Below are 22,390 nucleotides of genomic sequence, written 5' to 3'. Positions count from 1 at the left end.
GCCGAAGAGGTCGGAGACCAGCTGCGACTCGCGGGCGACCATCCAGTTGCGGTTGCCCTTGACGGTGTTGATCTCACCGTTGTGCGCGACGAAGCCCGAACCGCTCACTGCACCTGGGTAGGCAGAGGTTCGTCCGCGCGTCTCTCGCGCAGCACCGCCGCCCCCAGCGTGATCGCGATCCCGGCCGCCGCCCAGGCCGACAGCACCAGCAGGGCGTCGGTCGTGTCGTTGCCGTCGAAGTACGCGATCGACCGCGCCACCCAGGTCCCGGCGCCCGGCGGGAGCGCCGGCCCGATCGCCTTCCAGAACGGCGGCAGCATCGGCAGCGGGAAGGCGCCGCCCGCGCTCGGATTGCCCGCGATCACCACGAGCAGGATCGCCAGGCCGATGCCGACGATCCCGAAGACCCCCTGGAGCGCGAGCGTCGCTGCCCCGACCGTGAAGGTGATCAGAGCCCCCAGCCCCCACAGGGCCATCACGCTCCCCGGCAGGGCGCCCAGGATCGGGCCCACGATCACCGCCCCGCCGAGCCCGCCGACGATCGAGACCAGCGCCATCACGACCAGCCGGATCGCCGCGCGGCGCAGGTTGGCGGGCCGGGCGCCCGTGCTGATCGCCAGGACCGAGGCGCACAGATAGCCGCCGACGCACCAGCCCACGACCACGTAGAAGGAGGACAGCCCGTCGAAGTCCTCGGACGAGGCGGGGGCCACGTCCACCGTCCGGACGGTCCGCTGCTGAGAGGCCTCCAGGAGGGTGAGGTACTGCTGGAGGGTGTTCGCGAGAACGGTGCCGCCGCCGCTGGCGACCAGGAGGGTGTCGGTCGTGCGGGCCGGGTTGATCAGCAGTGCGCCGTCGATGTCCCGGTTCAGGATCTGCTCGCGCGCCGTCGCCTCGTCCGCCACCACCCGTGGGTCGAAGGGCGAGCCGCGCAGCCTGTCCAGCCGGGCCACCGCCTGCTCGGCCGCGGCCTTGGGTGCGACGACTCCGAAGGGCACGTCCTTGGGCTTCGGATCGTGCAGCGCTCCCACATAGGAGGCGATGAACAGCAGCTGGAGGGCGATCACACCGACGACCAGCAGCGTGGCGCGCGGGGTGACCGCGTCCTTCACCTCGGCGAGAAAGCTGCTCTGTGCCATGTCCTCACGGTCCGGGGCGGCGGACGTTTCCGCAGGTGGGGGAGGGCCGAACGGTTGTCGCACACTCGTTCGGTTTTTGGTCTATGGTGGAGGTGAGGCAGTCGGGAACTGGTGTTCGATAATGGAGACGGCTCAGACAGCGGGAGGTGCGGATGCCTGGCTTCACCCATCTGCACACCGTCTCCGGGTTCTCCCTGCGCTACGGCGCCTCGCATCCGGAGCGGCTGGCGGAGCGCGCCTTCGAGCGGGGTATGGACGCCCTCGCCCTCACCGACCGCGACACCCTCGCCGGCGCGGTCCGCTTCGCCAAGGCCTGCGCCAAAGCGGGCGTCCGTCCGCTGTTCGGCGCGGAACTGGCGGTGCAGCAGCCCGCCCGGCTGCGGGAGGACGATCCCGTACGACGGGAACGGCGCCGCACCCCCGTGCGCGGCGGTGCCTTCATCGACGAGTCGACCCCCCGCGTCACCTTCCTCGCCCGGGACGGCGCCCGCGGCTGGGCCGACCTGTGCCGCCTGGTCACCGCGGCGCACTCCGCCGACGGCCCGCCCCTGCTGCCCTGGACCGAGAACCGGGCCGACGGCCTGACCGTCCTGCTCGGCCCCGCCTCCGATGTCGGCCGCGCCCTCGCCGCCGGCCGCCCCGACCGCGCGGCCAGGCTGCTCGCCCCCTGGCGTGAGGTCTACGGCGAAGCCCTGCGCCTCGAGACGGTCTGGCACGGCCGCAAGGGCACCGGCCCCGGCTCCCTGCGCCTGGCCGCCCGTACCGTCGGCTTCGCCGCCGAGCAGCGCATCCGCCCGGTGCTCAGCAACGCCGTGCGCTACGCCGACCCCGGCCTCGGCCCGGTCGCCGACGTCCTGGACGCGGCCCGCCGTCTGGTCCCTGTCGACCCGACGAAGGAACTGGACTCGGGCGAGGCCTGGCTCAAGGGCGCGGGCGACATGCTGTACACCGCCGAGCGGATCGTCGAGGCCGCGGGCTACCGGCGCGACACCGCCCACCGCCTGCTGGAGCAGACGCAGGCGACGGCCGCCGGGTGCCTGGTCGACCCCGAGGACGACCTCGGCATGGGCGCCGTCCATTTCCCCGAGCCGCACCTCGTGGGCGCCGGCCGCCGCACCGCCCAGCGGGCGCTGGCCTCGCGGGCGGCGGCCGGGATGGTCCTGCACGGCTACTCCGGCAGGCGCGCCTACTGGGAGCGGATGCACCAGGAGCTGGACATCATCGCCCACCACGGCTTCGCCTCCTACTTCCTGACGGTCGCTCAAGTGGTGGATGACGTACGGGACATGGGCATCCGGGTGGCTGCCCGCGGCTCCGGAGCGGGCTCCCTGGTCAACCACCTCCTCGGTATCGCGAACGCCGACCCGGTCGAGCACGGACTGCTGATGGAGCGCTTCCTGTCCAAGGAGCGGGTCGTGCTTCCCGACATCGACATCGACGTGGAGTCCGCACGCCGGCTGGAGGTCTACCGCGCGATCATCGCCCGGTTCGGCGAGGAGCGGGTCGCCACGGTCGCGATGCCGGAGACGTACCGCGTCCGCCATGCGATCCGTGACGTCGGCGCGGCCCTGTCCATGGACCCGGCCGACATCGACCGCATCGCCAAGTCCTTCCCGCACATCCGGGCCCGCGACGCCCGTGCGGCACTGGAGGAACTGCCCGAACTCAAAGCACTGGCGGGGGAGCTTCAGCGGGAAGGGGCGCGCTACGGACGGCTCTGGGAACTGGTCGAGGCGCTCGACGCCCTCCCGCGCGGAGTCGCCATGCACCCCTGCGGGGTACTGCTCTCCGACGCCTCCCTCCTCTCCCGTACGCCGGTCATGCCGACCAGTGGCGAGGGCTTCCCCATGTCGCAGTTCGACAAGGACGACGTCGAGGACCTCGGACTGCTCAAACTCGACGTGCTCGGGGTGCGGATGCAGTCGGCGATGGCGCACGCGGTCGCCGAGGTGCAGCGGGCCACGGGGGAGCGGATCGACCTGGACGGACTAGAGGGCGGCGACCCGGCGACGTATCAACTCATCCGTTCCACCGAGACCTTGGGCTGCTTCCAGATCGAGTCGCCGGGGCAGCGGGATCTGGTGGGGCGTCTGCAGCCGGCCACCTTCCACGACCTCGTCGTCGACATCTCCCTCTTCCGGCCCGGTCCGGTCGCCGCCGACATGGTGCGGCCGTTCATCGAGGCGCGGCACGGGCGGGCGCCGGTCCGTTATCCGCACCCGGACCTGGAGGAACCGCTGAAGGGGACGTACGGGGTCGTCGTCTTCCACGAGCAGATCATCGACATCGTCGCCATCATGACCGGCTGCGGACGCGGGGAGGCGGACCGGGTGCGGCGCGGGCTGTCGGACCCGGAGTCGCAGGGGCGGATCAAGGTGTGGTTCGCACAGCACGCGGCGGCCAACGGGTACGACGCGGAAACGATTCGGCGGACCTGGGAGATCGTCGAGGCCTTCGGCAGTTACGGCTTCTGCAAGGCGCACGCCGTCGCCTTCGCCGTACCGACGTACCAGTCGGCGTGGCTGAAGGCGCACCACCCGGCCGCCTTCTATGCGGGACTGCTCACGCACGACCCCGGGATGTACCCGAAGCGGCTGCTGCTGGCGGATGCGCGGCGGCGCGGGGTGCCGGTGCTGCCGTTGGATGTGAACAAGTCGGCGGTCGCACACCGTATCGAACTGGTGTCTGAATCTCCTGCTGTGTGGGGGCTGCGTCTTGCCCTCTCCGACGTGTACGGCATCAGCGAGGCCGAGGCGGTGCGGATCGCGGAGGGGCAGCCGTATGCCTCGCTGCTGGACTTCTGGGAGCGGGCGCGGCCGAGCCGCCCGCTGGCCGGACGGCTCGCCCAGGTCGGCGCGCTGGACTCCTTCGGCGCCAACCGGCGTGATCTGCAACTGCACTTGACCGAGCTGCAGCGGGGCGCCCGGGGTGCGGGCGGTGGCCAACTCCCCCTGGCGGGCGGGCGGAAGACGGCTCCTGCCGGGCTGCCGGACCTGTCGGAGGCGGAGAAACTCAGCGCCGAACTGGGAGTGCTGTCGATGGACGCCTCGCGCAATCTCATGGACGACCACCGGGCCTTCCTCGACGAGTTGGGTGTGGTCTCCGCGCGCCGGCTGCGAGAGGCCAGGCACGGCGAGACGGTCCTCGTGGCGGGCGCCAAGGCGGCGACGCAGACCCCGCCGATCCGCTCCGGCAAGCGCGTCATCTTCTCCACTCTGGACGACGGCACGGGCCTGGTCGACCTCGCCTTCTTCGACGACTCCCACGACGCCTGCGCCCACACCGTCTTCCACTCCTGGCTGCTGCTGGTGCGCGGGGTGGTGCAGCGGCGCGGCCCGCGCAGCCTCAGCGTGGTGGGCGCCGCCGCCTGGAACCTCGCCGAACTGGTCGAACTGCGCGCCGAGGGCGGCCTCGACGAGGTGGCGAAGCGGCTGGCGCAGCCGCTGCCGGAGGGCGGCGGGGATTCGGCCCACGGCCGGCGGATCCAGCTGCCCACCGGATACGAGATGAACCCGTGGGCCGATCTGCGGCCCGCGGGTCAAGAGCCCTCACAGGTACGGAAGTTGTGGCACCAGAGCCCGGGGAGCGCGGGATGACCATCGTGTGCGTACGTTTCCAGCTGCCCTCGGCGTCCGAGGCCGCGCTGCCGGGGCTGCTCGGGTTGCTGGAGGAGTTCACGCCGGTCGTGGAGGCGCTTCCGCCGGACGCCGCGCTGGCCGATCTGCGCGGCGCCGAGCGGTACTTCGGGCGCAGCGCGGTCGAGCTGGCGGCGGTGATCCGGGTGCGCGCTCTCGCCCTGTACGGCGTCGACTGCGCGATCGGCGCCGGGCCGGGCCCGATGCTGGCCCGCGTGGCACTGGGCGCGGCCAGGCCAGGGCTGACCTGCGAGGCCCCCGGCGATCCGGACGGCATCGCGGAGTTCCTCGCGGACCGCCCGGTCACCGCGCTCCCCGGCGTCGGTGCGGCCACCGCCCGCACCCTGGGCGAGTACGGCCTCGACACCCTGGGGCTGGTCGCCGCCGCACCGCTCTCCACACTCCAGCGCCTGATCGGTGCGAGGGCGGCCCGCGAACTGCACGAGAAGGCGAACGGCGTCGACCGCGGCCGGGTCGTCCCGAACGCCGTCTCCCGCTCCTTGGCCGCCGAACGCCCCTTCACCCGCGACGAGTTGTCCCCGGACCGGCACCGCCGCGCACTGCTCTGTGCCGCCGAGGAACTGGGCGCCCGGCTGCGCGCCCTGGACAAGGTCTGCGGCACGCTCACCCTCACCGCGCGCTACGCCGACCGCACCGCGACGACCCGCACCCGCACCCTCAAGGAACCCACCGCCCACTCGGCCGCCCTGACCAGGACGGCGTACGACATGTACGAGTCCCTGGGCCTCCAGCGCGCCCGCGTCCGCGCCCTCACCCTCCGCGCCGAGTCCCTCGGCCCCGCCGAACAGGCCTCCTACCAGCTCACCTTCGACCCGGTGGACGAGAAGGCCCGCCGCATCGAGGAGGTCGCGGACCGGGTACGGGCGAAGTTCGGACCGGGGGCGGTGCGGCCGGGGGCGCTGGCGGCGTAACTCCTCATATCAGGAGGTCAGTTGGCCCATGGAGGGGTGATCCGGGTGCCGTCCTCCAGCTCCGCCTCCAGGCCGATGGACGTGGTGACCCAGGAGATCGCCGTCTGATCGGTGGGGTTCTCGACACCGAGGGTCGCGCCTGGGTTGACGATGACCGTGTCGCCCGCGGTGATGCGGTCGGTGCGGCCGTCGAGGGTGATGAGCAGTTCTCCGATGAGGAGATGGAAGATCTCCTCGCGGCTGACGGTGTGCACCGGCGCCTTGGCCCCGGCAGGGATCTCACCGCGCCAGGCGCACAGCTCCTTGCTACCGGTGAGCGGGCCGGCGTACGAGACGAAGCGGGCGCCGTGGATCTCGTGGGTGACGGCTTCGGACGTGCGGATGACGGGCATGGCTGACTCCGATCCATATGGTCAAGCAGCTTGACTATCCATTCCGGATCCATAGTCAAGCTGCTTGACCATTCCGTCAAGGGTGTTTCAATGCCTCCGTGCACAACTCCGAGGCCATGGCCCTGTCCGCCGCCCTGCTCGCCGTCGCCGGCGAGCTCACGCAACGCATCAACGAGGGCGTCGTTGCTCGCGGATTCGAGGGGGTGAGGCCCGCGCACGGCTTCGCCTTCGCCCGGCTCGCCCCGGACGGCGCGACGGTCACCGACCTCGCCGCCCATCTCGGGGTCACCAAGCAGGCTGCCAGTCAGCTCGTCGAAGAGATCGTGCGGAAGGGGTATGCCGAGCGCCGGGCGCATCCCGTGGACGCGCGCGCCAAGTTGATCGTGCTGACCGAGCAGGGGTGGGCCTGTACGCGGGCCGCGGAGGAGGCTGCCGCGGAGGTGGTGCGGGGGTGGAGTGCTGTGCTCGGTGAGGGTGAAGTTCGGGCGCTGGGTGAGCGGTTGGGGCGCATTGCTCCCTGTGGGCCCATCCGGCCTGCCTGGTGAGGGTTCGGTGTCGACTACTGGCGAGTCAGTTATCACTGGAAGTTTTTACTGACGCGTAACTTCACACTTGCACTACTCGCCCGTAACTTGACGAGTGAACAGCATCCTTCGTGATCCGGATCACAGGGCGTAAGGCCATCGCAACTCCCTTGAGCCGCAAGGAGATCACACGATGCTGCCCTGGAAACGAGTGCTCAGACCCCTGGCCGCGCTGCTGCTGACCGCCGCGGTCGCCACCGTCCCCGCCACCGCCGCCCATGCCGCCGACACGGCCGCGACCTCGTCGAGCGGCTGGAACGACTACTCCTGCAAGCCGTCCGCCACCCATCCCCGGCCCGTCGTCCTGGTCCACGGCACCCTCGCCAACTCCGTCGACAACTGGCTGGCCCTCGCACCGTATCTGGAGGACCGCGGCTACTGCGTCTTCTCCTTCGACTACGGTCAGCTGCCGGGGGTCCCCGTCTTCTACGGCCTCGGCCCCATCGACAAGTCGGCGGAGCAGCTGTCCGCCTACGTCGACAAGGTGCTCGCCGCGACCGGTGTCGCCAAGGTCGACCTCGTCGGCCACTCGCAGGGCGGCATGATGCCCCGCTACTACCTCAAGTTCCTCGGCGGAGCCGCCAAGGTGAACGCCCTCGTCGGCATCGCGCCCGACAACCACGGCACCGACCTCGACGGGCTCACCAACCTGCTGCCCTACTTCCCCGGCGCCGCGGACCTGATCTCCGCCTCGACGCCCGGGCTCGCCGACCAGATCGTCGGATCCGCCTTCCTCACCAAGCTCAACGCGGGCGGGGACACCGTCCCCGGCGTCCACTACACGGTCATCGCCACCAAGTACGACGAGGTGGTCACGCCGTACAGCAGCCAGTTCCTGAGCGGTTCCGACGTGCACAACGTGCTGCTGCAGAACCTGTGCGCACTCGACCTCTCCGAGCACGCCCTGATCGGGCTGACCGACCGGATCGCCTTCCATGAGGTGGCGGGCGCCCTCGACCCGGCGCACGCCACCGCCACCACCTGTGCGTCGGCGCTGAGCTGACGCACCTCTCGGGGCCTGTCCGACCTGAGCCGCCGGACAGGCCCCGCGCTCTTCGGCCGGGTCAGCGGCCGTGCCGTCCGCCGTCGCCGGTCGCGCGGCGGCGGACCGAGGAGACCGAGACGAACAACGCCGCCGCACCGAGCGCCAGGGCGGCCGCGCCGCCGATGGCGATGTACGAGGTGCTGTCGTCGGCGCCCGTCTCGGCAAGGTTCTCCGACGTCCCGGCCGCCTTGGGCTCGTTGGCCGCTGAAGCGGCGGTCGTCGGGTCCGTGGAGGCGCTCGCGTCGCCGTCACCGTGACCGTGGTGCTCGACCGTCGACTTGTCGGCACCCGCCTCGATCTGCTCGTCGGAGGGGGCGGAGGCGCGCGGAGCCGGGGGCGAGCTGCTCGTCGTACCACCACCGCTGCTGTTTCCGCCGAAGCTCACGTCCGAGCAGGAGTAGAACGCCTCCGGACTGTCCGAGCGCTGCCAGATCGCGTACAGGAGCTGCTTGCCGGAGCGCTCGGGGAGGGTGCCGGAGAACGTGTAGAAGCCGCCCGCGGCGACCGGGTCGGTGGCCGTCGCCACCGGGTGGTCGAGGTCCAGGTCGGACCAGGCCAGCGGGTGCGCCGGGTCGTAGTCGGCCTTGGTGACGTACACCTTGAAGGTGCCCTTGTGCGGTGCGGTGACACGGTACTTGAAGGTGTACGGACCCGCACTCACTCTCGTCGCCGGCCAGTCGGCGCGGGCCAGGTCGAGCCCCTTGAACTCCTCGTTGTTCGCACTGCACAGCTTGCCGTCCGGTATCAGCGTCCGGTGCTGCCCGTTCGCGTCGCCGATCCGGATGCCGTTCCAGTCGTAGAGCGCCTGGGTGCCGCCCGCCGCGACCGCCGCCTTGCACGCGTCCGACCTCGGGCTCTCCGGGCCCTCCGCGTAGCACTGCGAGACGCGGCTCACCGGGTCGCCCATCGTGCCGTGCGCGGACGCCGGGGCCGCGGCGAGGGCGGTCAGGGCGAGCGGGGCGGCGCCGAGGGCAGTGAGAGCGGCGACCTTGCGACGGCGTGCGGGCATGCGGAATCTCCTCGGAACGGTCCTGATGCGTGGGGCGGATCGCGGGGGCGAATCCCGTGGGGCGCGATCAGAAGCTAGCCCGAAGAAACCGTGAAATCGCCTGCTGGAGGCGGGTGATGGAGATCCTTATGGTGGCGTTAAGGGAGTGCTCAGCCTGGGATCAGGTAATACCGTGCGCGGCATGACCGATGAGGAGATCCGCGCGGCCGTCGCCGCCGACGTACCGGCCGTGAAGGCCGTGACCGACGCCGCCTACCACCGCTACATCGAGCGCATCGGGGTGGTGCCGCAGCCCATGGAGGCGGACCACGCGGCGAACGTGGCCGCGGGCAGGGTGTTCGTGACCGGAGACCCCGTCATCGGTCTGGTCGTGCTGGAGGAGCACACGGACCATCTGTACCTCGACAACATCGCCGTCCACCCCGACGCGCACGGCAGGGGCGTGGGGCGACGGCTGCTGCAGTTCGTGGACGCACGCGCGCGTGCGCTCGGGCTGCCCGAGGTCAGGCTCTACACCAACGCCATGATGTGGGAGAACCAGAAGATCTATCCGAAGTTCGGCTACGAGGTCGTGGAGCGAAGGGTGGACGGCCCCTACGACCGCATCCACTACCGCAAGCGGCTGGACTGACTGGTTGAACCGACTGATTGGCTGGACTGATCGGCTGGACCGGCTGCTTCAGCCGTCCGGCCACCACGTTCGTGCGATGTCCTTGCGGACCTCCGGGCGCCCGGCGGGACGCTCGTCGAGCTCCTCGCGGACCTTGCGGGCGTCCGTCTTCCTCAGGGGCTTCTGCACAGTGGTGCGGCGCATGGCTGCCTCCTTCAGGTTCCACCGGGTTCCGCGTTTTCACGGAGGTAGACCCTTTCGGGGAGAGTGACTCATCGGTCGGGGTCTGTCTGTGGTGGCTGTCACGAATCGACTGTCAGTGGCGGGTGTCACTCTTGGGCGCATGACCAACGACAATGACGCACTGAGCTGGGCGGCTGTGGACTGGGACGCGGAAGCCGCGTCCTTCGACGACGAACCGGATCACGGTCTGCGCGACCCGCAGGTGCGCCGCGCCTGGGCCGAGCGGCTCCGCTCCTGGCTGCCGGAGCGGGCCGGCGACGTCCTCGACCTCGGCTGCGGCACCGGCAGCCTGTCGCTCCTCGCATCCGAGCAGGGACATCACGTGACCGGCGTGGACAGCTCCCCGGCCATGGTCGACCTCGCGAGAGCGAAGCTGGCCGGGCGTGACGCCGCGTTCCTGGTCGGTGACGCGGCGGCGCCGCCGGTGGGGGAGCAGCGCTTCGACGTCGTACTCGTACGGCATCTGCTGTGGGCGCTGCCCGAGCCCGGCCGGGTGCTGCGGCACTGGCGGGAGCTGCTGCGCCCGGGAGGCCGGCTCGTGCTGGTCGAGGGCGTGTGGGGGACGGTCGCACCGGTCGGCATACCGGCCGACGTACTCACCGGTCTCCTCGCGCCGCTCGCCGGTGAGGTGCGGCTGGAGCGGCTGTCGCAGCACACGCAGCTGTGGGGGAAGGAGGTGGAGGACGAGCGGTACGCCGTGGTGGCGCTGGTGTGAGTCGCTCAGGCCAGCAGCGCCGCGAAGCCGCCCTCGCGGGCCAGTGTCTCCAGCTCGTCCAGGGCGGCGACGGCGGCTGCCGCGGCCGCCGCGTCCGTCTCCGCCAGGCCGCTCTCGGCGAACTCGTCCTCGTCCAGCCGGAGTACGTCGCTGCCGTCGGCGGAGTGCCACAGGTCCAGGTCGAGATCCTCGACGACCAGCTCCGTGCCGGAGAGCGTGGCCGGGCGGGTGACGTCGCAGTACCAGCCCTTCAGGGTGCCCTCGGAGTCGCGGACCTCCTTCACGGCGTACCACCGGTCGCGCCAGTAGTACTCCGTGAAGAGGTCGCCCTTCTCGAAGCGGACGAACCCGAAGTCGCGGACGCCGTCGCCCGCCCAGGGCGCACGGACGACGACGCGCGTGCCGTCGTCGCCGAGCAGCTCCGCCCCGTAACGGATCTTCGTCCGGCCCGCCTTGACCAGGACGACGTCCAACTGGGTCGGATTCTCAGGCGAGTTCGCGGACATAACGCACCTCCGATGCGCAGATCTCGTATCCGAACCATTTGTTGATCGCGAGCATGGGCTCGTTTCCGGCATCGTTGCCCGTGAGCGCCACCTTGTATCCGGCGGCGCGGGCGCGGTGCAGGGAGTCGTTCTTGGCGAGCTTGGCCAGGCCGCGGCCGCGGTGGGCGCGGGCGGTGCCGGTCATGGCGGTGGCGTAGCGGCCGCTGGCAGGGTCCGTCCAGGCCACGCTGAAGGCGGCCGGGCGGCCCTCTACGACCGCGATCGTGGTCAGCTCCCGGTTGAGCAGCGGGGCCTTCCAGCTCTCCTCGATCCAGGTCTCGTAGTCGGTGAGCTCGGCGTCGACATCGCTCGGTTCGTCCGAGGTGGCCGCCGCGTCCAGCTCGAACAGCGGGCGCGGATCGTCCGCGAAGTCGGCCGCGGAGCGCAGCTCGACGCCCGGTGGCGGGGACTGGAGCGGCGGGAGCGTCCCGCCGGTCAGATCGAGGCGGAGGAAGTGGGCGGAGCGGCTGGCGCGGTAGCCGCGCCGTTCGGCGAAGGCCCGGTTGGCGGGCTCGTCCAGGACCCAGGCGAACAGCTTGGTCGCGCCGTGCTCGGTGAGGTGCTGCTCGGCCGCGCGGACCAGGAGGCCGCCCGCGCCGCGGTGGATCCGGTCCGGGTGCACATAGATGTTGAGCATGCCCTGACCCGGCTCCGGGCTGTCGTACGCCAGTTGCACCTGAGCGGTGCCGACGACCTCCCCGTCCTCTTCCGCGACCAGGGATCTGAAGCGGGCGTCGGGGTGGGTGCGGGCCAGGCAGTGGGCGATGGCGTCCGGGGTCCACAGGATGTGGGGGAGGGCCAGATGGCGGACATGGGCGAAGCTCTCGACGTCGGCCCGGTCGTCGGAGCGGAGATCGCGCACGGTCACTGTCATTGGGCGCACGCTACGGGGCAGGTACCCCCGGGTGCCTCTCATTTTCGGGCCGGTGCGGGACAATCGGCAGCGTGACCTTGAAGATCCACATCGACGACAGTGCCGCGCCGTACGAGCAGGTGCGGGCGCAGATCTCCGAGCAGGCGCGGTCGGGGGTGCTGCCGGTGGGGTACCGGCTGCCGACCGTGCGGGGGCTGGCCGAATCGCTCGGGCTCGCGGCGAACACCGTCGCCAAGGCGTACCGGGCGCTGGAGAGCGACGGGGTGATCGAGACGCGGGGGCGCAACGGTACGTTTGTCGCTGCCGCGGGCTCGGCGGCGGAGCGGGAGTTGGCGGCGGCTGCCCAGGCTTACGTCGAGCGGGCTCGGCGGCTCGGTCTCGCGGAGGCCGATGCGCTGGCTGCGGTGCGGGATGCCCTGCGGGCGGCTTACGAGGGGTGAGCAGGCCCCGGGGGCGCGATTGGCGCTGCGGCCGGCTGGTCGATCGTCTGCGGGTCCGTTGTGGTTGGTCGCGCAGTTCCCCGCGCCCCTTGGGGGGCGTTGGTCAGCGTCGGGCAGTGAGTTCCGGTGTGCGGGTTGCTGTGAGGCCCGCCCTCGTCGCCGTTCGGGCGAAGGTGACCGCGTCCTCCACCGCCGCCCCACCAGGGTCGTTGTTGAAGTACGTGTACACATCCCGGGCGTTGGACCAGGTGGTGGCGATGCGGTCCACCCAGGTCTCCAGGGACTGGCGGCCGTAGCGTGGCCATGGGTGGGCGCGGCCCTCGTGGAAGCGGACGTAGCCCCAGTCGGTGGTGCGCCAGAGCGGAGTGGTGGGGTGGGCCTGGACGTCGGCCCAGCACAGGGCCGCGCCTCGGGACTCCAGGACCTTCCGGACAACAGCCGTCCACCAGGAGTCGTGGCGCGGTTCGACCGCGATCCGGGTCGACGAGGGGAAGCAGGCCAGGCACGCGTCCAGCAGGCCCGCGTCGGCCTTCAGCGTCGGCGGGAGTTGCAGGAGCACCGGACCCAGGCGGTCACCGAGGCCCGCCGCGTGGGTCATGAGGCGGTCGACCGGTTCCTCCGGGTCCCGTAGGCGCTTGATGTGGGTCAGATAGCGGCTCGCCTTGACCGTGACCACGAAGTCCCGGGGCACCCTCTCCCGCCAGTTCTCGAAGTTCTCCCGCGTCGGGAGCCGGTAGAACGCGTTGTTGATCTCCACCGTGGCGAACCGGGCCGCGTACTCCTCCAGCCACAGCCGTGTCGGACACCCGGCCGGGTACAGAACGCCCCGCCAGTCCTTGTACTGCCAGCCCGACGTCCCGACGAACAGGGTCATACGTCCATCAAAACACCGGTCGCCTACAGATACAGCCCGGCGTCCGCCCCGTCCCGCGGTTCCGGGAGGGACGTCGGCGAGGTGCCGCGGCGCAGCGCGTACAGCTCCGCCAGGGTCGCGCCCTCGCGGCCCACACCCTCCTCCGTGCCCAGCCAGTTCACCGCCTCCGCGCGGGTCAGCGACCCGACCTCGATGCGGGCCAGACAGCGGCCCGGGCGGACCACGGCCGGGTGCAGGCGCTCCAGGTCCTCGTTGGTCGTCACGCCCACGAGTACATTGCGGCCCTGGCCGAGCAGGCCGTCGGTCAGGTTCAGCAGCCGCGACAGGGCCTGGCCCGCCGTGTGCTTGGCCTCGCCACGGATCAGCTCGTCGCAGTCCTCCAGGAGCAGCAGCCGCCAGCGGCCCTTGCCCGTCCCGTCCTCCTCGCCGATCGCGATGTCCATCAGATAGCCGACGTCGGAGAACAGGCGCTCCGGGTCGAGCACGCAGTCCACCTGGCACCAGTCCCGCCAGGAACGGGCGAGCGTGCGCAGGGCCGAGGTCTTGCCGGTGCCCGGCGGGCCGTGCAGCAGGAGCAGGCGGCCCGCGATGTCCTCCGGGGTCGTCCTCATCAGGCGGTCCATCGCATCCGCCACCGGCGCCGTGTAGTTCTCCCGCACCTCGTCCCACGTGCCCGCGGAGATCTGCCGGGTCGTGCGGTGCGGGCCGCGTCTCGGGGAGACGTACCAGAAGCCCATCGTCACGTTCTCCGGCTGGGGTTCGGGCTCGTCCGCCGCCCCTTCCGTCGCCTGGTCGAGGACCTTCTGTGCCAGCTCGGCGCTGGTCGCCGTCACCGTCACGTCGGCGCCGCGGTTCCAGCGGGAGATCAGCAGCGTCCAGCCGTCGCCCTCCGCCAGCGTCGCGCTGCGGTCGTCGTCACGGGCCATGCGCAGCACCCGGGCGCCCGGCGGCAGGAGCGTCGCCCCGGACCGGACGCGGTCGATGTTCGCCGCATGCGAGTACGGCTGCTCGCCCGTCGCGAAGCGGCCGAGGAACAGCGCGTCGACGACGTCGGACGGCGAGTCGCTGTCGTCGACGTTGAGCCGGATCGGCAGAGCGTCGTATGGGTTCGCAGACATGGCGTCCATGATCCGGCACCCGGGCGCTCCGCGCACTGGATTTCCCCCGCTCTGTCCTCGGTGTCTGTTTGCTACAACATCTGCCATACCTGGCATTCCGCCGGTTACTGTTTCCCTCGATGGGACGTCATGAGTGGACTTCGGGGGCGCGACGGTGGCGGCTCACCGCGCTGCTCGGCGTGGGCGTGGCCGCACTGGCTCTGATCGTGACCCTGATCAACACGCTTCCAGGGGACGGCGCCAGCACCGCGGGCACCTCGCGCAACGGCGACACGGTGCACGGCACCCCGGTGACCGTGCCCGACCAGGACAGGCCCGAGGTCGGCTGGGGCTTCACACACACCCAGTACAGCGCCGACGAGGGCAGCTCCGCCGCCACCGAGCGGGTCGAGGGGCTGATCTCGGACGCCGGGGGGATGCCGCAGGACCAGGCGGTCATGGGATGGGGCGCGGACAACCCCGAGCCGGTGAAGGGGCGTTACGACTTCGACGCGATGGACCGCCGTATCGACTTCATCCGCAAGTCCGGCGGCACCCCGGTCGTCACCCTGTGCTGCTCCCCGGACTGGATGAAGGGCGGCAAGGCCGGCGTCGACAACACGAACTGGAGCAAGTCCGCGCTGGAGACGGCCCCGCAGCCCGAGCACTACGCGGACTTCGCCGCGCTCGCCGCGACCGTCGCCAAGCGCTATCCGGACGTACGCCACTTCATCGTCTGGAACGAGTTCAAGGGCTTCTGGAGCGACGCCAAGGGCCGCTGGGACTACGAGGGTTACACCAAGCTCTACAACCTGGTCCACAAGGCCCTGAAGAAGGTCGACAAGGACATCATGGTCGGCGGGCCGTACCTGGTCATGGACAGTGTCGACCCGCGCGCGGACGAGGCCTCGAAGACCTTCAAGGGGCCGTGGGGCGCCATGGACCAGCGCGTCCTCGACGCCTTCGACTACTGGAACAAGAACAAGGCAGGCGCGGACTTCGTCGTCGTGGACGGCTCCAGCTACACCAACGACGACGAGATGCTGCCGAACGAGTTCGCCGCCACCGACAAGTTCACCGCCGTCGGCAGGTGGGTGCGGCAGCAGACGCACGATCTGCCGCTGTGGTGGTCCGAGTACTACGTCGAGCCCGCCGACGGCAACGACGACCGCAAGGGCTGGTCCGAGACCCGCCGTGTCGCCGTCCAGGCCGCCGGGATGATCGCCATGGTCAAGGGCGGCGCCTCCTCCGGGTTCTACTGGAACCCGGAGGACGAGAAGGGCAGCGACTGCGCGGGCTGCATGTGGACGCCGACCGACAGCGCGGACGGCGGCAAAAAGCTGCCCATGTTCGTCCTGGTCTCCCGCTTCCACCGGGAGTTCCCGCCCGGCACGAAGTACGCGACCGTCTCCGTCGCCGCGGACGACGTGCCCAACGTCCGCGTCCTGGCCACCGACAAGACCGTCCTGGTGGTCAACACCCTCGACCGGTCGATCAGCGCGAAGGTCGACGGGAAGCGGTTCGAGATGCAGGCGTACGAGGTGCGGTGGCTCACGCGCTGAGCCACCGCACCGTCACTTCATCGTCAGGAACCGCTGCACCAGCGAGGCCAGCAGCACCGCCAGCAGCGGCAGCGAGAACCAGAAGCTGCTCTGCAGCCAGCGCAGCTGCCGCACTCCCGGCCGCACCGCGACCCGCACCACCTCGCGAGCCGTCAGCAGCACGATCAGCGCGAGAGCGGCCAGGGCGCCGACGACCGACCACGGCGTCCAGGTGATCTGCGGTCCGATCGGACCCGGATCCGGCTTCGCCACCTTGCCCTCGGGCTGCTTCCTGAGGGCGTAGACCGTGGCGTCGTCGTTGAGGTAGACCTTCTTCAGCTCGGGCCGCTGGTCCAGGTTCTGGATGAGCCGCGGCTCCCAGGTGTCCGAGTAGCCCACGTCCATCCGGAGATAGGTCGTCTGGCTCGCGTTGACCATCAGATACGAGTTCGGGCCCGCGTCCTTGAGTGCCTTGACCAGGCCGGACACGAGTACCGGGTCGGCCGGTGCCAGCGTGGGCACGTAGTTGACCCGCTCCATGTCCTTCGCGCCCCACGGCATCGCGGGTGTCACCTCGTTGACGGTGTCGTTGCTCAGCCACAGCAGCCGGACGGTCGGCTTGTCGTGGGCGTACACGTAGTCCATGGCGGCGACCTCGCCGGGCCGGACCCGCTCGAACGGCTCGTTGCCCCAACGGGCCACCAGGAAGCCGCCCATGAGGACCAGGCCCGCCATCAGCGCCGCCAGCGGGGCGAGGCTCACGCGGTCCTTCTCCCGTTCCTCGGCGGTGATGCCGGTGCGCGGGAACAGGGCGAGGCCTCCCAGGAGGGCCGCGCCCGGCACCGCGAACATGAAGACGCGCAGGGCCATCTCGCCGCCGTAGGACTGCATGCCGAAGCCCAGGAACGGGACGAAGGTCAGCACCAGCAGCGACCGCTCGCGGTACTTGTGGTCGCGCCGCCGCCACCAGCCCCAGCAGGCGAACGCCATCACACCGCCGGCCAGCAGCACGCGCGCGTACAGGACCAGCTTGTGGGTCGAGTCGCCGCCCTGGATACGGCCGGAGACCGAGGTGGAGACATTGCTGCTGACGCCGCCTACCCCGCCGAACAGCTCGTTGAAGTGCCCGGACCAGTACGGCTCGGCCATGAAGCCGATCCACACCGCGACCACCACGGCGAACAGGATGGGCAGGCCGCGCAGTTCGGACCTGCCGATCAGGACGAGCACCGCGAGGACGCCCAGCATCACGAACGGGGTGAGCTGGTGCGCCGGGACGCTCGCCATGAACAGGCCGATCAGCACCCCGAGCAGGACGGCCTTCTGGCGGCGGTTCGCCGGCTCGACCTCCGCCTCGCCCGGCCGCTTCCTCGTCCAGATCACCCGCGGCTCACGGAACCAGACCAGCAGGATGGCGACGAACGCGAGGTAGAGGAGGTAGGTGAAGCCCTGCGGGGAGAAGTAGTCCTGGCCCACCCAACTGCTGAGCACGAAGACCCAGATGCCGGTCCACTTGGCGCGCCAGCTCGCCCGCAGGGAGCGCACGAGCAGGAACATCGGGGCCAGATAGAGGAGCTGGATGGTCAGCGGCCACCAGCGGACGAGCTCGGTGAGGTCGGTGACCCCGCAGGCCTTCGTGACGAACGCGGCCACCGCGAAGAAGCCCGGCCAGCTCCAGCGCGCGTCCAGGTCCGGTACGGCGGACCCGGTGCGGTCGATGTAGTCGAGGAACCCGAGGTGCTGCCAGGCCGTCGGGAACCGCGGCTCGGTCTCGATCACCGCGGGCAGCGCATGCAGCGACACCACGGTGGCCACCAGGGTGACCAGCAGCAGCGCCTTGTGCTCCCGGCCCAGCCACAGCAGCGAGGCGAACACCGCGACCAGCAGCGCCGCCCCGACCAGCGTCGGCAGCGGCAGCACCGAGATCAGGCCCAGCCCGCCCATCCGGTCCAGGTCGGCCTCGCCCAGGCGCAGCGCGGGCACCCAGTACAGCAGCAGCGCGGCCACCAGCAGACAGCCGAGGACGACGCCGAGGCGGGTGGGCCGCAGCCGCTCCCGCCAGGAGAGCGGCGCTGGTTCGGCCCCCGGTACGGGCGCCTCTTCCTGTACGAGCGGTGCCTCCGCCTGTCGTACGACCTTTTCGCCCGCGTCGAAGCGGCTGTCGAAGCCCGCGTCGAAGCCCGCGTCGAAGCCGGGTTCGAACTCGGTCTCGAACGGTGCGTCCACCTCCATCTCGGCGGGTCCCAGGGAGGCTTCGGACCCCGGTTCGCGCTCTTCGACGGGGAGCCCGACCTCCGGGTTCTTCGCCCAGGTCGGCCGGGGGTCGGCGCGGACGACGGGCGTTCCGGTGGGCGGGGTGCCCGGGCCCGGGCGGACGTCGGGACGGCGTTCCAGGTGGTCGAAGTCGACATGGATGCCGAGGGCGAGGGTGTCCGTGTCCAGCGCCCAGGCGGGCCCCCGCCTGCGGGGCTTGTCGGCGGCCGGGATCTCGCGCGCCCCCAGGTCGGCGAGGTCCCCGTCGGGTGCCGCGTCCTCCGGTACGGCGTCGGCCGGTGCGGCCCGGACGGTCCGGTACAGCTTGGGCGCGGCGATGGCGACGATCACCGCGAGCGAGGAGATCTCGGCGACGCCCGCGCCCGTCAGACCCATCCGGGGGAGCAGCAGCAGCGTCAGGCCGAGCACCAGGGCGCACAACAGGCCCTGCAACCAGGCCAGTCCCGCGGTGCGGCTCTGCGCGCGCAGCACCGCGAAGTACGTCTCCATGACGACCCTGAGCAGCGCGCCGACCGCGAACCAGCGCAGCAGCGGCGTCGCCGCGTCCGCGTAGCCCTGGCCGAAGACGCCGAGGATCCACGGCGCGCCGAGGAACAGCAGCCCGCAGATCGGCAGCATGATCCGCGCCATCCGCCTGAGCGCCGCCCGCGTGTTGGCGGACAGCCGGCCCGGGTCGTGCGAGCCCTCCACGGTCAGCGAGGCGCCCATGTTGATGGCCAGCAGGTTGATCGTGCCGCCGATCGTCGTGGTGATGTAGAAGTACGCGTTGTCCTCGGAGCTGACCTGCGAGGCGATGATCACCGGGATCAGATAGACCACGGCGAGCGAGAACAGCGAGCCGGTGTAGTCGCCCGCCAGGAACCTGCCGATCTCCTTCAGCGTCGGCGGCTTCGCGTGGTCCGCCGTGGCCTCGATGTGCCGGGGGACCAGCCGCCGGAACACCAGCAGGCCGAGCGGCACGACGGAGGTGGCGATCGCCAGCACCCAGGAGACGAACACACCGGTCGTGGGCATGCTGGCGGCGAGTCCGACCAGCAGCGCCAGCTTCACCGCCGAGAACACCGTGTTGCCGACCGGCACCCACGGCGCACTCCGCAGCCCGGTGAGCACCCCGTCCTGCAGTGTCAGCAGGTTCCAGGAGGCCACGGCCATGATGAAGCCGAGGCCCTTGATCGGCCCGTGCAGGAAGTGGTACGACGGCCCCCAGGTGCTGAGGGTCAGCAGGAAGACTCCCGCCGCGAACGACACGACCACACAACTCGCCGCGTACGTACGGAAGATGAGCCGTCCGGTGTGGCGCCCGGCGACCGGGATGAACCGGGCCAGGGCGCCCGTCAGGGTCACCGCCGTCAGCCCGGCCAGCAGCTTCATCGCGGCGATCGCGGCCGAACCCTGGCCCACCGCGGACTCGGAGTAGTAGCGGGCGGCGATCAGCCAGTAGCCCAGGCCCAGCACCGCGGAGATGCCGGTGTTGAGCATCAGGGCGTAGGCGTTGCGGAACAGCGGGCTGCCCCCGTTGGGCCGGCCCATTCCGGGCAGCCGAAGACGGCGCCCCGGCTGCTCGGGCGCGGCCTGCTCGGCCTCGGTCGTCGTGGTCGTGTCAGACACGGGAACGGATGGCCTTCCGGCGGACCTGTCGTGCTCTGCGGACCAGGGCATACCCCTTGGTGAGGGCACGGTCCCCGGCGAAGGTGCGGGCGATCGAACGGCCCTCGACAAGCCGCTCGAACTCCTCGATGCCCGTGCTGCGGCGCACGGTGACTCGTTGCAGGGCGTACGGCCCCTGCCGGCGGCGCGCGAGGCCGTTGCCGACGGCGAGCGCCTGGGCGTACCCCGTCTCGCGGACCGCCTCGCGCACCCGGCGGCTGGAGTAGCCGTACGGGTAGGCGAAGGAGGCGGGGACGGTGCCCAGTTCGTCGGCGACGATCTCCTTGCAGTGGATCAGCTCGTGCCGCAGCGCGTCGTCGTCGAGCTGGTCCAGCTGCGGATGGGTGTGGCTGTGCCCGCCGATCTCGACGTCCGCGGCGGCCAGTTCGCGCACCTGTCCCCAGTCCAGCATCGTGTCGAGTCCGCCCCCGGTGTCGTACGCGCCCTTGATCCAGCCGGTGGAGACGAACAGCGTGGACGCGAAGCCGTGCTTGGCGAGCACCGGCAGGGCGTGCCGGTGCACGCCCTCGTAGCCGTCGTCGAAGGTGATCAGGACGGGGCGCGGCGGCAGCGGTCGACCGGAGCGCCAACTTGCCGCCAGATCAGCCGTGTTGACCGGTGTGAGCCCCAGGTCGCCGATCATCGCCATCTGCTCGGCGAACGCCTCCGGCGCGACCGACAGCGCGCGTGTGACGTCGTTCGGCGCGGTCGCGACCGAGTGGTACATGAGAACCGGTACGGGCGCCTCACCCATGAGATCCCCCCTTGATCTCGACGACGGAGACCACTGAAAAAGCAGCACCGCCCTTGCGGGCCCGGACGCTCCCCACCACGTACCCACCCGCCGCCGTCAGCACCCCGGCGACGATCGCGCCCGCCCGCCCCGCACCGCCAGGCCGGGCCAGCACGGCGTCGCGCAGCCCCCGCACCACACCGGCCGGCAGCACCCGGGTGGTGTACCGGCGCTCGGACTCAAGTCCCTTCTCAGCCCCCACACTTCGCGCCACCAGCGCCTTGGACAGGCCCTCGGCGTACGCGCGCCTGCGGAAGTACCCGAAGTGCTCACGCGCCTCGGGCACCCGGTGATGGATCACCGCACGGTCGTCGATCAGCAGGATCGCGTCCGGTCTGGCGCGGGTCAGACGGATGCACAACTCCGTCTCCTCGCAGCCCAGCGGCCGCTTGTCGCCGTCCCGCCCGATACCGGTCGCGAAGCCGCCCGCCGCGTCGAACGCCGTACGACGGAACGAGGCGTTGCCGCCCAGGACGTTGCGCACCCGGACCAGGCCCGGCGGCAGCCCCTTGTACGTGCAGCCCACCACCCAGTCGAACTCCTCGGGGAACCAGGCCGGACGGCGGCCCGAGGCCCAGATCGGCATCGTACGGCCGCCGACGGCCATCACCCGCGGATCCGCGTACCCCTCGGCGAAACGCCGCAGCCACTCCCGCTCGGCCACGGCGTCGTCGTCGAGGAACGCGATCACCTCGCCCCGCGCGGCCGCGATACCGGTGTTGCGGCCGGCGGACAGACCGCGGGGGCCCGCGTTGGCGAGCACGCGGACCTCACCGGTCTCCTGGTAGTCCTTGTACTCCTTGGCGAGCCGGTCCAGCAGAGCCGGATTGTGGTCGACGACCAGCAGGGTCTCCAGCGCGGGTCGGGACTGCGCCCGCACCGAGGAGACCGCCGCGAGGATGTCCTCCCAGCGGTCCTCGGTGTAGACGCAGATCACGACGGAGATGTCGAGATCGCTCAAGACACCTCTCCCCGCACCGAGTCGAGCATCGGCGAGTGGCGTTCCTGACTGCGCAGCTCGCGCCGGTTCGACCGCTCCTTGAGGATCACCTTGAGCACCCGGAACCCGTCCCGCACGGCCCGCAGATTGCTTGCGCCATGGATGCGGAGGTACTCGTAGCTCGGGATCTCCTGCACCTTGAGCCCCGCCTTGACCACTCTGATGTTGATCAGGGTCTCGATCTCGAAACCGGTGCAGTCCAGGGAGATCTTGTCCAGGCAGTGCCGCCAGAACGCGTTGTAGCCGTAGCACAGGTCGGTGTAGCGGGCGCCGAACTTGCGGTTGACGATGGTGCACAGCGCCCAGTTGCCGAGTTTGCGGATGAACGTCATGTCGTCGGTGCCGCCGCCGTTGGCGAAGCGCGACCCCTTGGCGAAGTCCGCACCGGAGACCAGGGCGGACACGTATGACACGATCTCGTTGCCGTCGGCCGAGCCGTCCGCGTCGACCATCACGATGATGTCGCCGGTGCACGCCTCGAACCCCGTGATCAGGGCGTCCCCCTTGCCCTTGCCCTGCTGCTCGACGACCTTGACGTTCGGCCACAGGTCACGGGCCACTTCGACGGTGTCGTCCGTGGAATTGCCGTCCACCAGAACGACTTCGTGTATCCAGTCCGGAAGTGTCTTGAACACGTACGGGAGATTCTCCGCCTCGTTCATGGCGGGAATCACCACACTCACCGGTGGCGCGATGGCCAGGTGAGAGGAGATCGGCCGGTAATGGCCGGCAAGTGACGGACCGTGGCCCGTGGCCACCGGCCGCAGAACAGAACTCATGAGTCTGGTCCCTCTCGTCCGGTGGACCGCCCGCCCCTGGGCGGCCCGGTTATGTGTCCGGTTCGAAAGGGGGGTTTCACGCCTGTGGCATGACGAAATGGATCTCCGTGCACGCCGATGGCGAGCTGGCAAAGCTGGCCGTCTGCCGCCGAACGGCAGCCGGTCGCGCGGCACGACCCGGTCACAAGTGCGGTCACCGAGCACGGCACCCCCCTACCGCGC

The 22,390-nt window shown here is 70.8% G+C and carries 20 protein-coding genes and 1 pseudogene; 8 read left to right on the top strand and 13 right to left on the bottom strand.

Annotated elements, in window-relative coordinates:
* Together ACWDAG_RS24985 and ACWDAG_RS24980 are read right to left on the bottom strand one after the other, a co-directional pair.
* Window positions 1-93 (bottom strand): annotated as a pseudogene (locus ACWDAG_RS24985) (hypothetical protein); the annotation flags it as partial.
* Between the two features lie 11 nt (window positions 94-104).
* Window positions 105-1,139 (bottom strand): DUF3533 domain-containing protein, encoded by a 1,035-nt coding sequence (locus tag ACWDAG_RS24980; protein WP_450697783.1) that lies wholly within the window; start codon window positions 1,137-1,139, stop codon window positions 105-107.
* Window positions 1,140-1,291: 152 nt separating this feature from the next.
* Here ACWDAG_RS24980 and ACWDAG_RS24975 point away from each other — a divergent pair, with 152 nt between their 5' ends.
* Both ACWDAG_RS24975 and ACWDAG_RS24970 read left to right on the top strand, forming a co-directional pair.
* Window positions 1,292-4,735 (top strand): DNA polymerase III subunit alpha, encoded by a 3,444-nt coding sequence (locus tag ACWDAG_RS24975; protein ID WP_450697782.1) that lies wholly within the window; start codon window positions 1,292-1,294, stop codon window positions 4,733-4,735.
* Window positions 4,732-5,706 carry a DNA polymerase Y family protein gene (locus ACWDAG_RS24970; protein WP_450697781.1) on the top strand — a complete coding sequence of 325 codons (975 nt, stop codon included), beginning with the start codon at window positions 4,732-4,734 and terminating at the stop codon, window positions 5,704-5,706. Before ACWDAG_RS24975 ends, ACWDAG_RS24970 begins: the two co-directional genes overlap by 4 nt.
* Before the next feature lie 17 nt (window positions 5,707-5,723).
* Here ACWDAG_RS24970 and ACWDAG_RS24965 read toward each other — a convergent pair whose 3' ends face one another.
* Window positions 5,724-6,098 (bottom strand): cupin domain-containing protein, encoded by a 375-nt coding sequence (locus ACWDAG_RS24965; protein ID WP_450697780.1) that lies wholly within the window; start codon window positions 6,096-6,098, stop codon window positions 5,724-5,726.
* Window positions 6,099-6,196: 98 nt separating this feature from the next.
* Between ACWDAG_RS24965 and ACWDAG_RS24960 the strand changes: the two genes are divergently transcribed.
* Complete coding sequence (locus tag ACWDAG_RS24960; protein ID WP_450697779.1) at window positions 6,197-6,643, top strand: MarR family winged helix-turn-helix transcriptional regulator; 447 nt, start codon at window positions 6,197-6,199, stop codon at window positions 6,641-6,643.
* Window positions 6,644-6,815: 172 nt separating this feature from the next.
* The gene (locus ACWDAG_RS24955; protein ID WP_450697778.1) at window positions 6,816-7,685 is read left to right on the top strand and encodes an esterase/lipase family protein; all 870 of its coding nucleotides are present in this window, start codon (window positions 6,816-6,818) and stop codon (window positions 7,683-7,685) included.
* Window positions 7,686-7,746: 61 nt separating this feature from the next.
* Here the strand turns inward: ACWDAG_RS24955 and ACWDAG_RS24950 are convergent, their stop codons facing one another.
* Window positions 7,747-8,736 (bottom strand): lytic polysaccharide monooxygenase auxiliary activity family 9 protein, encoded by a 990-nt coding sequence (locus ACWDAG_RS24950; RefSeq protein WP_450697777.1) that lies wholly within the window; start codon window positions 8,734-8,736, stop codon window positions 7,747-7,749.
* A gap of 181 nt (window positions 8,737-8,917) precedes the next feature.
* On the opposite strand from ACWDAG_RS24950, the gene ACWDAG_RS24945 reads away from it, so the two are divergent.
* Entirely contained in the window at window positions 8,918-9,367 is a 450-nt protein-coding gene (locus ACWDAG_RS24945) for a GNAT family N-acetyltransferase (protein ID WP_450697776.1), read from the top strand.
* Window positions 9,368-9,415: 48 nt separating this feature from the next.
* Here the strand turns inward: ACWDAG_RS24945 and ACWDAG_RS24940 are convergent, their stop codons facing one another.
* The gene (locus ACWDAG_RS24940) at window positions 9,416-9,550 is read right to left on the bottom strand and encodes a hypothetical protein (RefSeq protein ID WP_450697775.1); all 135 of its coding nucleotides are present in this window, start codon (window positions 9,548-9,550) and stop codon (window positions 9,416-9,418) included.
* A gap of 139 nt (window positions 9,551-9,689) precedes the next feature.
* Here ACWDAG_RS24940 and ACWDAG_RS24935 point away from each other — a divergent pair, with 139 nt between their 5' ends.
* On the top strand, window positions 9,690-10,304 hold the full coding sequence (locus tag ACWDAG_RS24935; RefSeq protein ID WP_450697774.1) for a class I SAM-dependent methyltransferase: 615 nt from the start codon (window positions 9,690-9,692) through the stop codon (window positions 10,302-10,304).
* 5 nt (window positions 10,305-10,309) lie between these two features.
* Here ACWDAG_RS24935 and ACWDAG_RS24930 read toward each other — a convergent pair whose 3' ends face one another.
* Both ACWDAG_RS24930 and ACWDAG_RS24925 read right to left on the bottom strand, forming a co-directional pair.
* Window positions 10,310-10,810: a DUF402 domain-containing protein gene (locus ACWDAG_RS24930; RefSeq protein WP_450697773.1), complete on the bottom strand. Its 501-nt coding sequence runs from the start codon at window positions 10,808-10,810 to the stop codon at window positions 10,310-10,312.
* Window positions 10,791-11,723: an N-acetyltransferase family protein gene (locus ACWDAG_RS24925; protein ID WP_450697772.1), complete on the bottom strand. Its 933-nt coding sequence runs from the start codon at window positions 11,721-11,723 to the stop codon at window positions 10,791-10,793. The genes ACWDAG_RS24930 and ACWDAG_RS24925 overlap by 20 nt, the downstream gene beginning before the upstream one ends.
* Window positions 11,724-11,794: 71 nt before the next feature.
* On the opposite strand from ACWDAG_RS24925, the gene ACWDAG_RS24920 reads away from it, so the two are divergent.
* Window positions 11,795-12,163, top strand: a complete 369-nt coding sequence (locus ACWDAG_RS24920; protein ID WP_450697771.1) for a GntR family transcriptional regulator — start codon at window positions 11,795-11,797, stop codon at window positions 12,161-12,163.
* 103 nt (window positions 12,164-12,266) lie between these two features.
* On the opposite strand, the gene ACWDAG_RS24915 is transcribed toward ACWDAG_RS24920, so the two are convergent.
* Together ACWDAG_RS24915 and ACWDAG_RS24910 are read right to left on the bottom strand one after the other, a co-directional pair.
* Window positions 12,267-13,037 carry a DUF72 domain-containing protein gene (locus ACWDAG_RS24915; protein WP_450697770.1) on the bottom strand — a complete coding sequence of 257 codons (771 nt, stop codon included), beginning with the start codon at window positions 13,035-13,037 and terminating at the stop codon, window positions 12,267-12,269.
* Window positions 13,038-13,060: 23 nt separating this feature from the next.
* On the bottom strand, window positions 13,061-14,155 hold the full coding sequence (locus ACWDAG_RS24910) for a DUF5925 domain-containing protein (protein ID WP_450697769.1): 1,095 nt from the start codon (window positions 14,153-14,155) through the stop codon (window positions 13,061-13,063).
* A 119-nt stretch (window positions 14,156-14,274) separates the two neighbouring features.
* On the opposite strand from ACWDAG_RS24910, the gene ACWDAG_RS24905 reads away from it, so the two are divergent.
* On the top strand, window positions 14,275-15,696 hold the full coding sequence (locus tag ACWDAG_RS24905) for a GH39 family glycosyl hydrolase (protein ID WP_450697768.1): 1,422 nt from the start codon (window positions 14,275-14,277) through the stop codon (window positions 15,694-15,696).
* A gap of 12 nt (window positions 15,697-15,708) precedes the next feature.
* Here ACWDAG_RS24905 and ACWDAG_RS24900 read toward each other — a convergent pair whose 3' ends face one another.
* The 4 genes from ACWDAG_RS24900 to ACWDAG_RS24885 are packed head-to-tail and all read right to left on the bottom strand — an operon-like array spanning window position 15,709 to window position 22,168.
* Window positions 15,709-19,557 (bottom strand): lipopolysaccharide biosynthesis protein, encoded by a 3,849-nt coding sequence (locus tag ACWDAG_RS24900; protein ID WP_450697767.1) that lies wholly within the window; start codon window positions 19,555-19,557, stop codon window positions 15,709-15,711.
* Window positions 19,550-20,350 carry a polysaccharide deacetylase family protein gene (locus ACWDAG_RS24895; RefSeq protein ID WP_450697766.1) on the bottom strand — a complete coding sequence of 267 codons (801 nt, stop codon included), beginning with the start codon at window positions 20,348-20,350 and terminating at the stop codon, window positions 19,550-19,552. The genes ACWDAG_RS24900 and ACWDAG_RS24895 overlap by 8 nt, the downstream gene beginning before the upstream one ends.
* The gene (locus tag ACWDAG_RS24890) at window positions 20,343-21,350 is read right to left on the bottom strand and encodes a glycosyltransferase family 2 protein (RefSeq protein WP_450697765.1); all 1,008 of its coding nucleotides are present in this window, start codon (window positions 21,348-21,350) and stop codon (window positions 20,343-20,345) included. Before ACWDAG_RS24890 ends, ACWDAG_RS24895 begins: the two co-directional genes overlap by 8 nt.
* Window positions 21,347-22,168 (bottom strand): glycosyltransferase family 2 protein, encoded by an 822-nt coding sequence (locus tag ACWDAG_RS24885; RefSeq protein WP_450697764.1) that lies wholly within the window; start codon window positions 22,166-22,168, stop codon window positions 21,347-21,349. The genes ACWDAG_RS24890 and ACWDAG_RS24885 overlap by 4 nt, the downstream gene beginning before the upstream one ends.
* Window positions 22,169-22,390: the final 222 nt, after the last annotated feature.

Source organism: Streptomyces sp. NPDC001157 (genome assembly GCF_053598255.1).
Note: the sequence above shows the minus strand (reverse complement) of the source record. Positions and strands in the feature narration are given on the sequence as shown.

What these genes read in the sequence shown, in the direction of transcription:
- ACWDAG_RS24980 (WP_450697783.1), bottom strand. Translation starts at nt 1,139, where the DNA reads ATGGCACAGAGCAGCTTTCTCGCCGAGGTGAAGGACGCGGTCACCCCG.
- ACWDAG_RS24975 (WP_450697782.1), top strand. Translation starts at nt 1,292, where the DNA reads ATGCCTGGCTTCACCCATCTGCACACCGTCTCCGGGTTCTCCCTGCGC.
- ACWDAG_RS24970 (WP_450697781.1), top strand. Translation starts at nt 4,732, where the DNA reads ATGACCATCGTGTGCGTACGTTTCCAGCTGCCCTCGGCGTCCGAGGCC.
- ACWDAG_RS24965 (WP_450697780.1), bottom strand. Translation starts at nt 6,098, where the DNA reads ATGCCCGTCATCCGCACGTCCGAAGCCGTCACCCACGAGATCCACGGC.
- ACWDAG_RS24955 (WP_450697778.1), top strand. Translation starts at nt 6,816, where the DNA reads ATGCTGCCCTGGAAACGAGTGCTCAGACCCCTGGCCGCGCTGCTGCTG.
- ACWDAG_RS24950 (WP_450697777.1), bottom strand. Translation starts at nt 8,736, where the DNA reads ATGCCCGCACGCCGTCGCAAGGTCGCCGCTCTCACTGCCCTCGGCGCC.
- ACWDAG_RS24945 (WP_450697776.1), top strand. Translation starts at nt 8,918, where the DNA reads ATGACCGATGAGGAGATCCGCGCGGCCGTCGCCGCCGACGTACCGGCC.
- ACWDAG_RS24940 (WP_450697775.1), bottom strand. Translation starts at nt 9,550, where the DNA reads ATGCGCCGCACCACTGTGCAGAAGCCCCTGAGGAAGACGGACGCCCGC.
- ACWDAG_RS24935 (WP_450697774.1), top strand. Translation starts at nt 9,690, where the DNA reads ATGACCAACGACAATGACGCACTGAGCTGGGCGGCTGTGGACTGGGAC.
- ACWDAG_RS24930 (WP_450697773.1), bottom strand. Translation starts at nt 10,810, where the DNA reads ATGTCCGCGAACTCGCCTGAGAATCCGACCCAGTTGGACGTCGTCCTG.
- ACWDAG_RS24925 (WP_450697772.1), bottom strand. Translation starts at nt 11,723, where the DNA reads ATGACAGTGACCGTGCGCGATCTCCGCTCCGACGACCGGGCCGACGTC.
- ACWDAG_RS24915 (WP_450697770.1), bottom strand. Translation starts at nt 13,037, where the DNA reads ATGACCCTGTTCGTCGGGACGTCGGGCTGGCAGTACAAGGACTGGCGG.
- ACWDAG_RS24910 (WP_450697769.1), bottom strand. Translation starts at nt 14,155, where the DNA reads ATGTCTGCGAACCCATACGACGCTCTGCCGATCCGGCTCAACGTCGAC.
- ACWDAG_RS24905 (WP_450697768.1), top strand. Translation starts at nt 14,275, where the DNA reads ATGGGACGTCATGAGTGGACTTCGGGGGCGCGACGGTGGCGGCTCACC.
- ACWDAG_RS24895 (WP_450697766.1), bottom strand. Translation starts at nt 20,350, where the DNA reads ATGGGTGAGGCGCCCGTACCGGTTCTCATGTACCACTCGGTCGCGACC.
- ACWDAG_RS24885 (WP_450697764.1), bottom strand. Translation starts at nt 22,168, where the DNA reads ATGAGTTCTGTTCTGCGGCCGGTGGCCACGGGCCACGGTCCGTCACTT.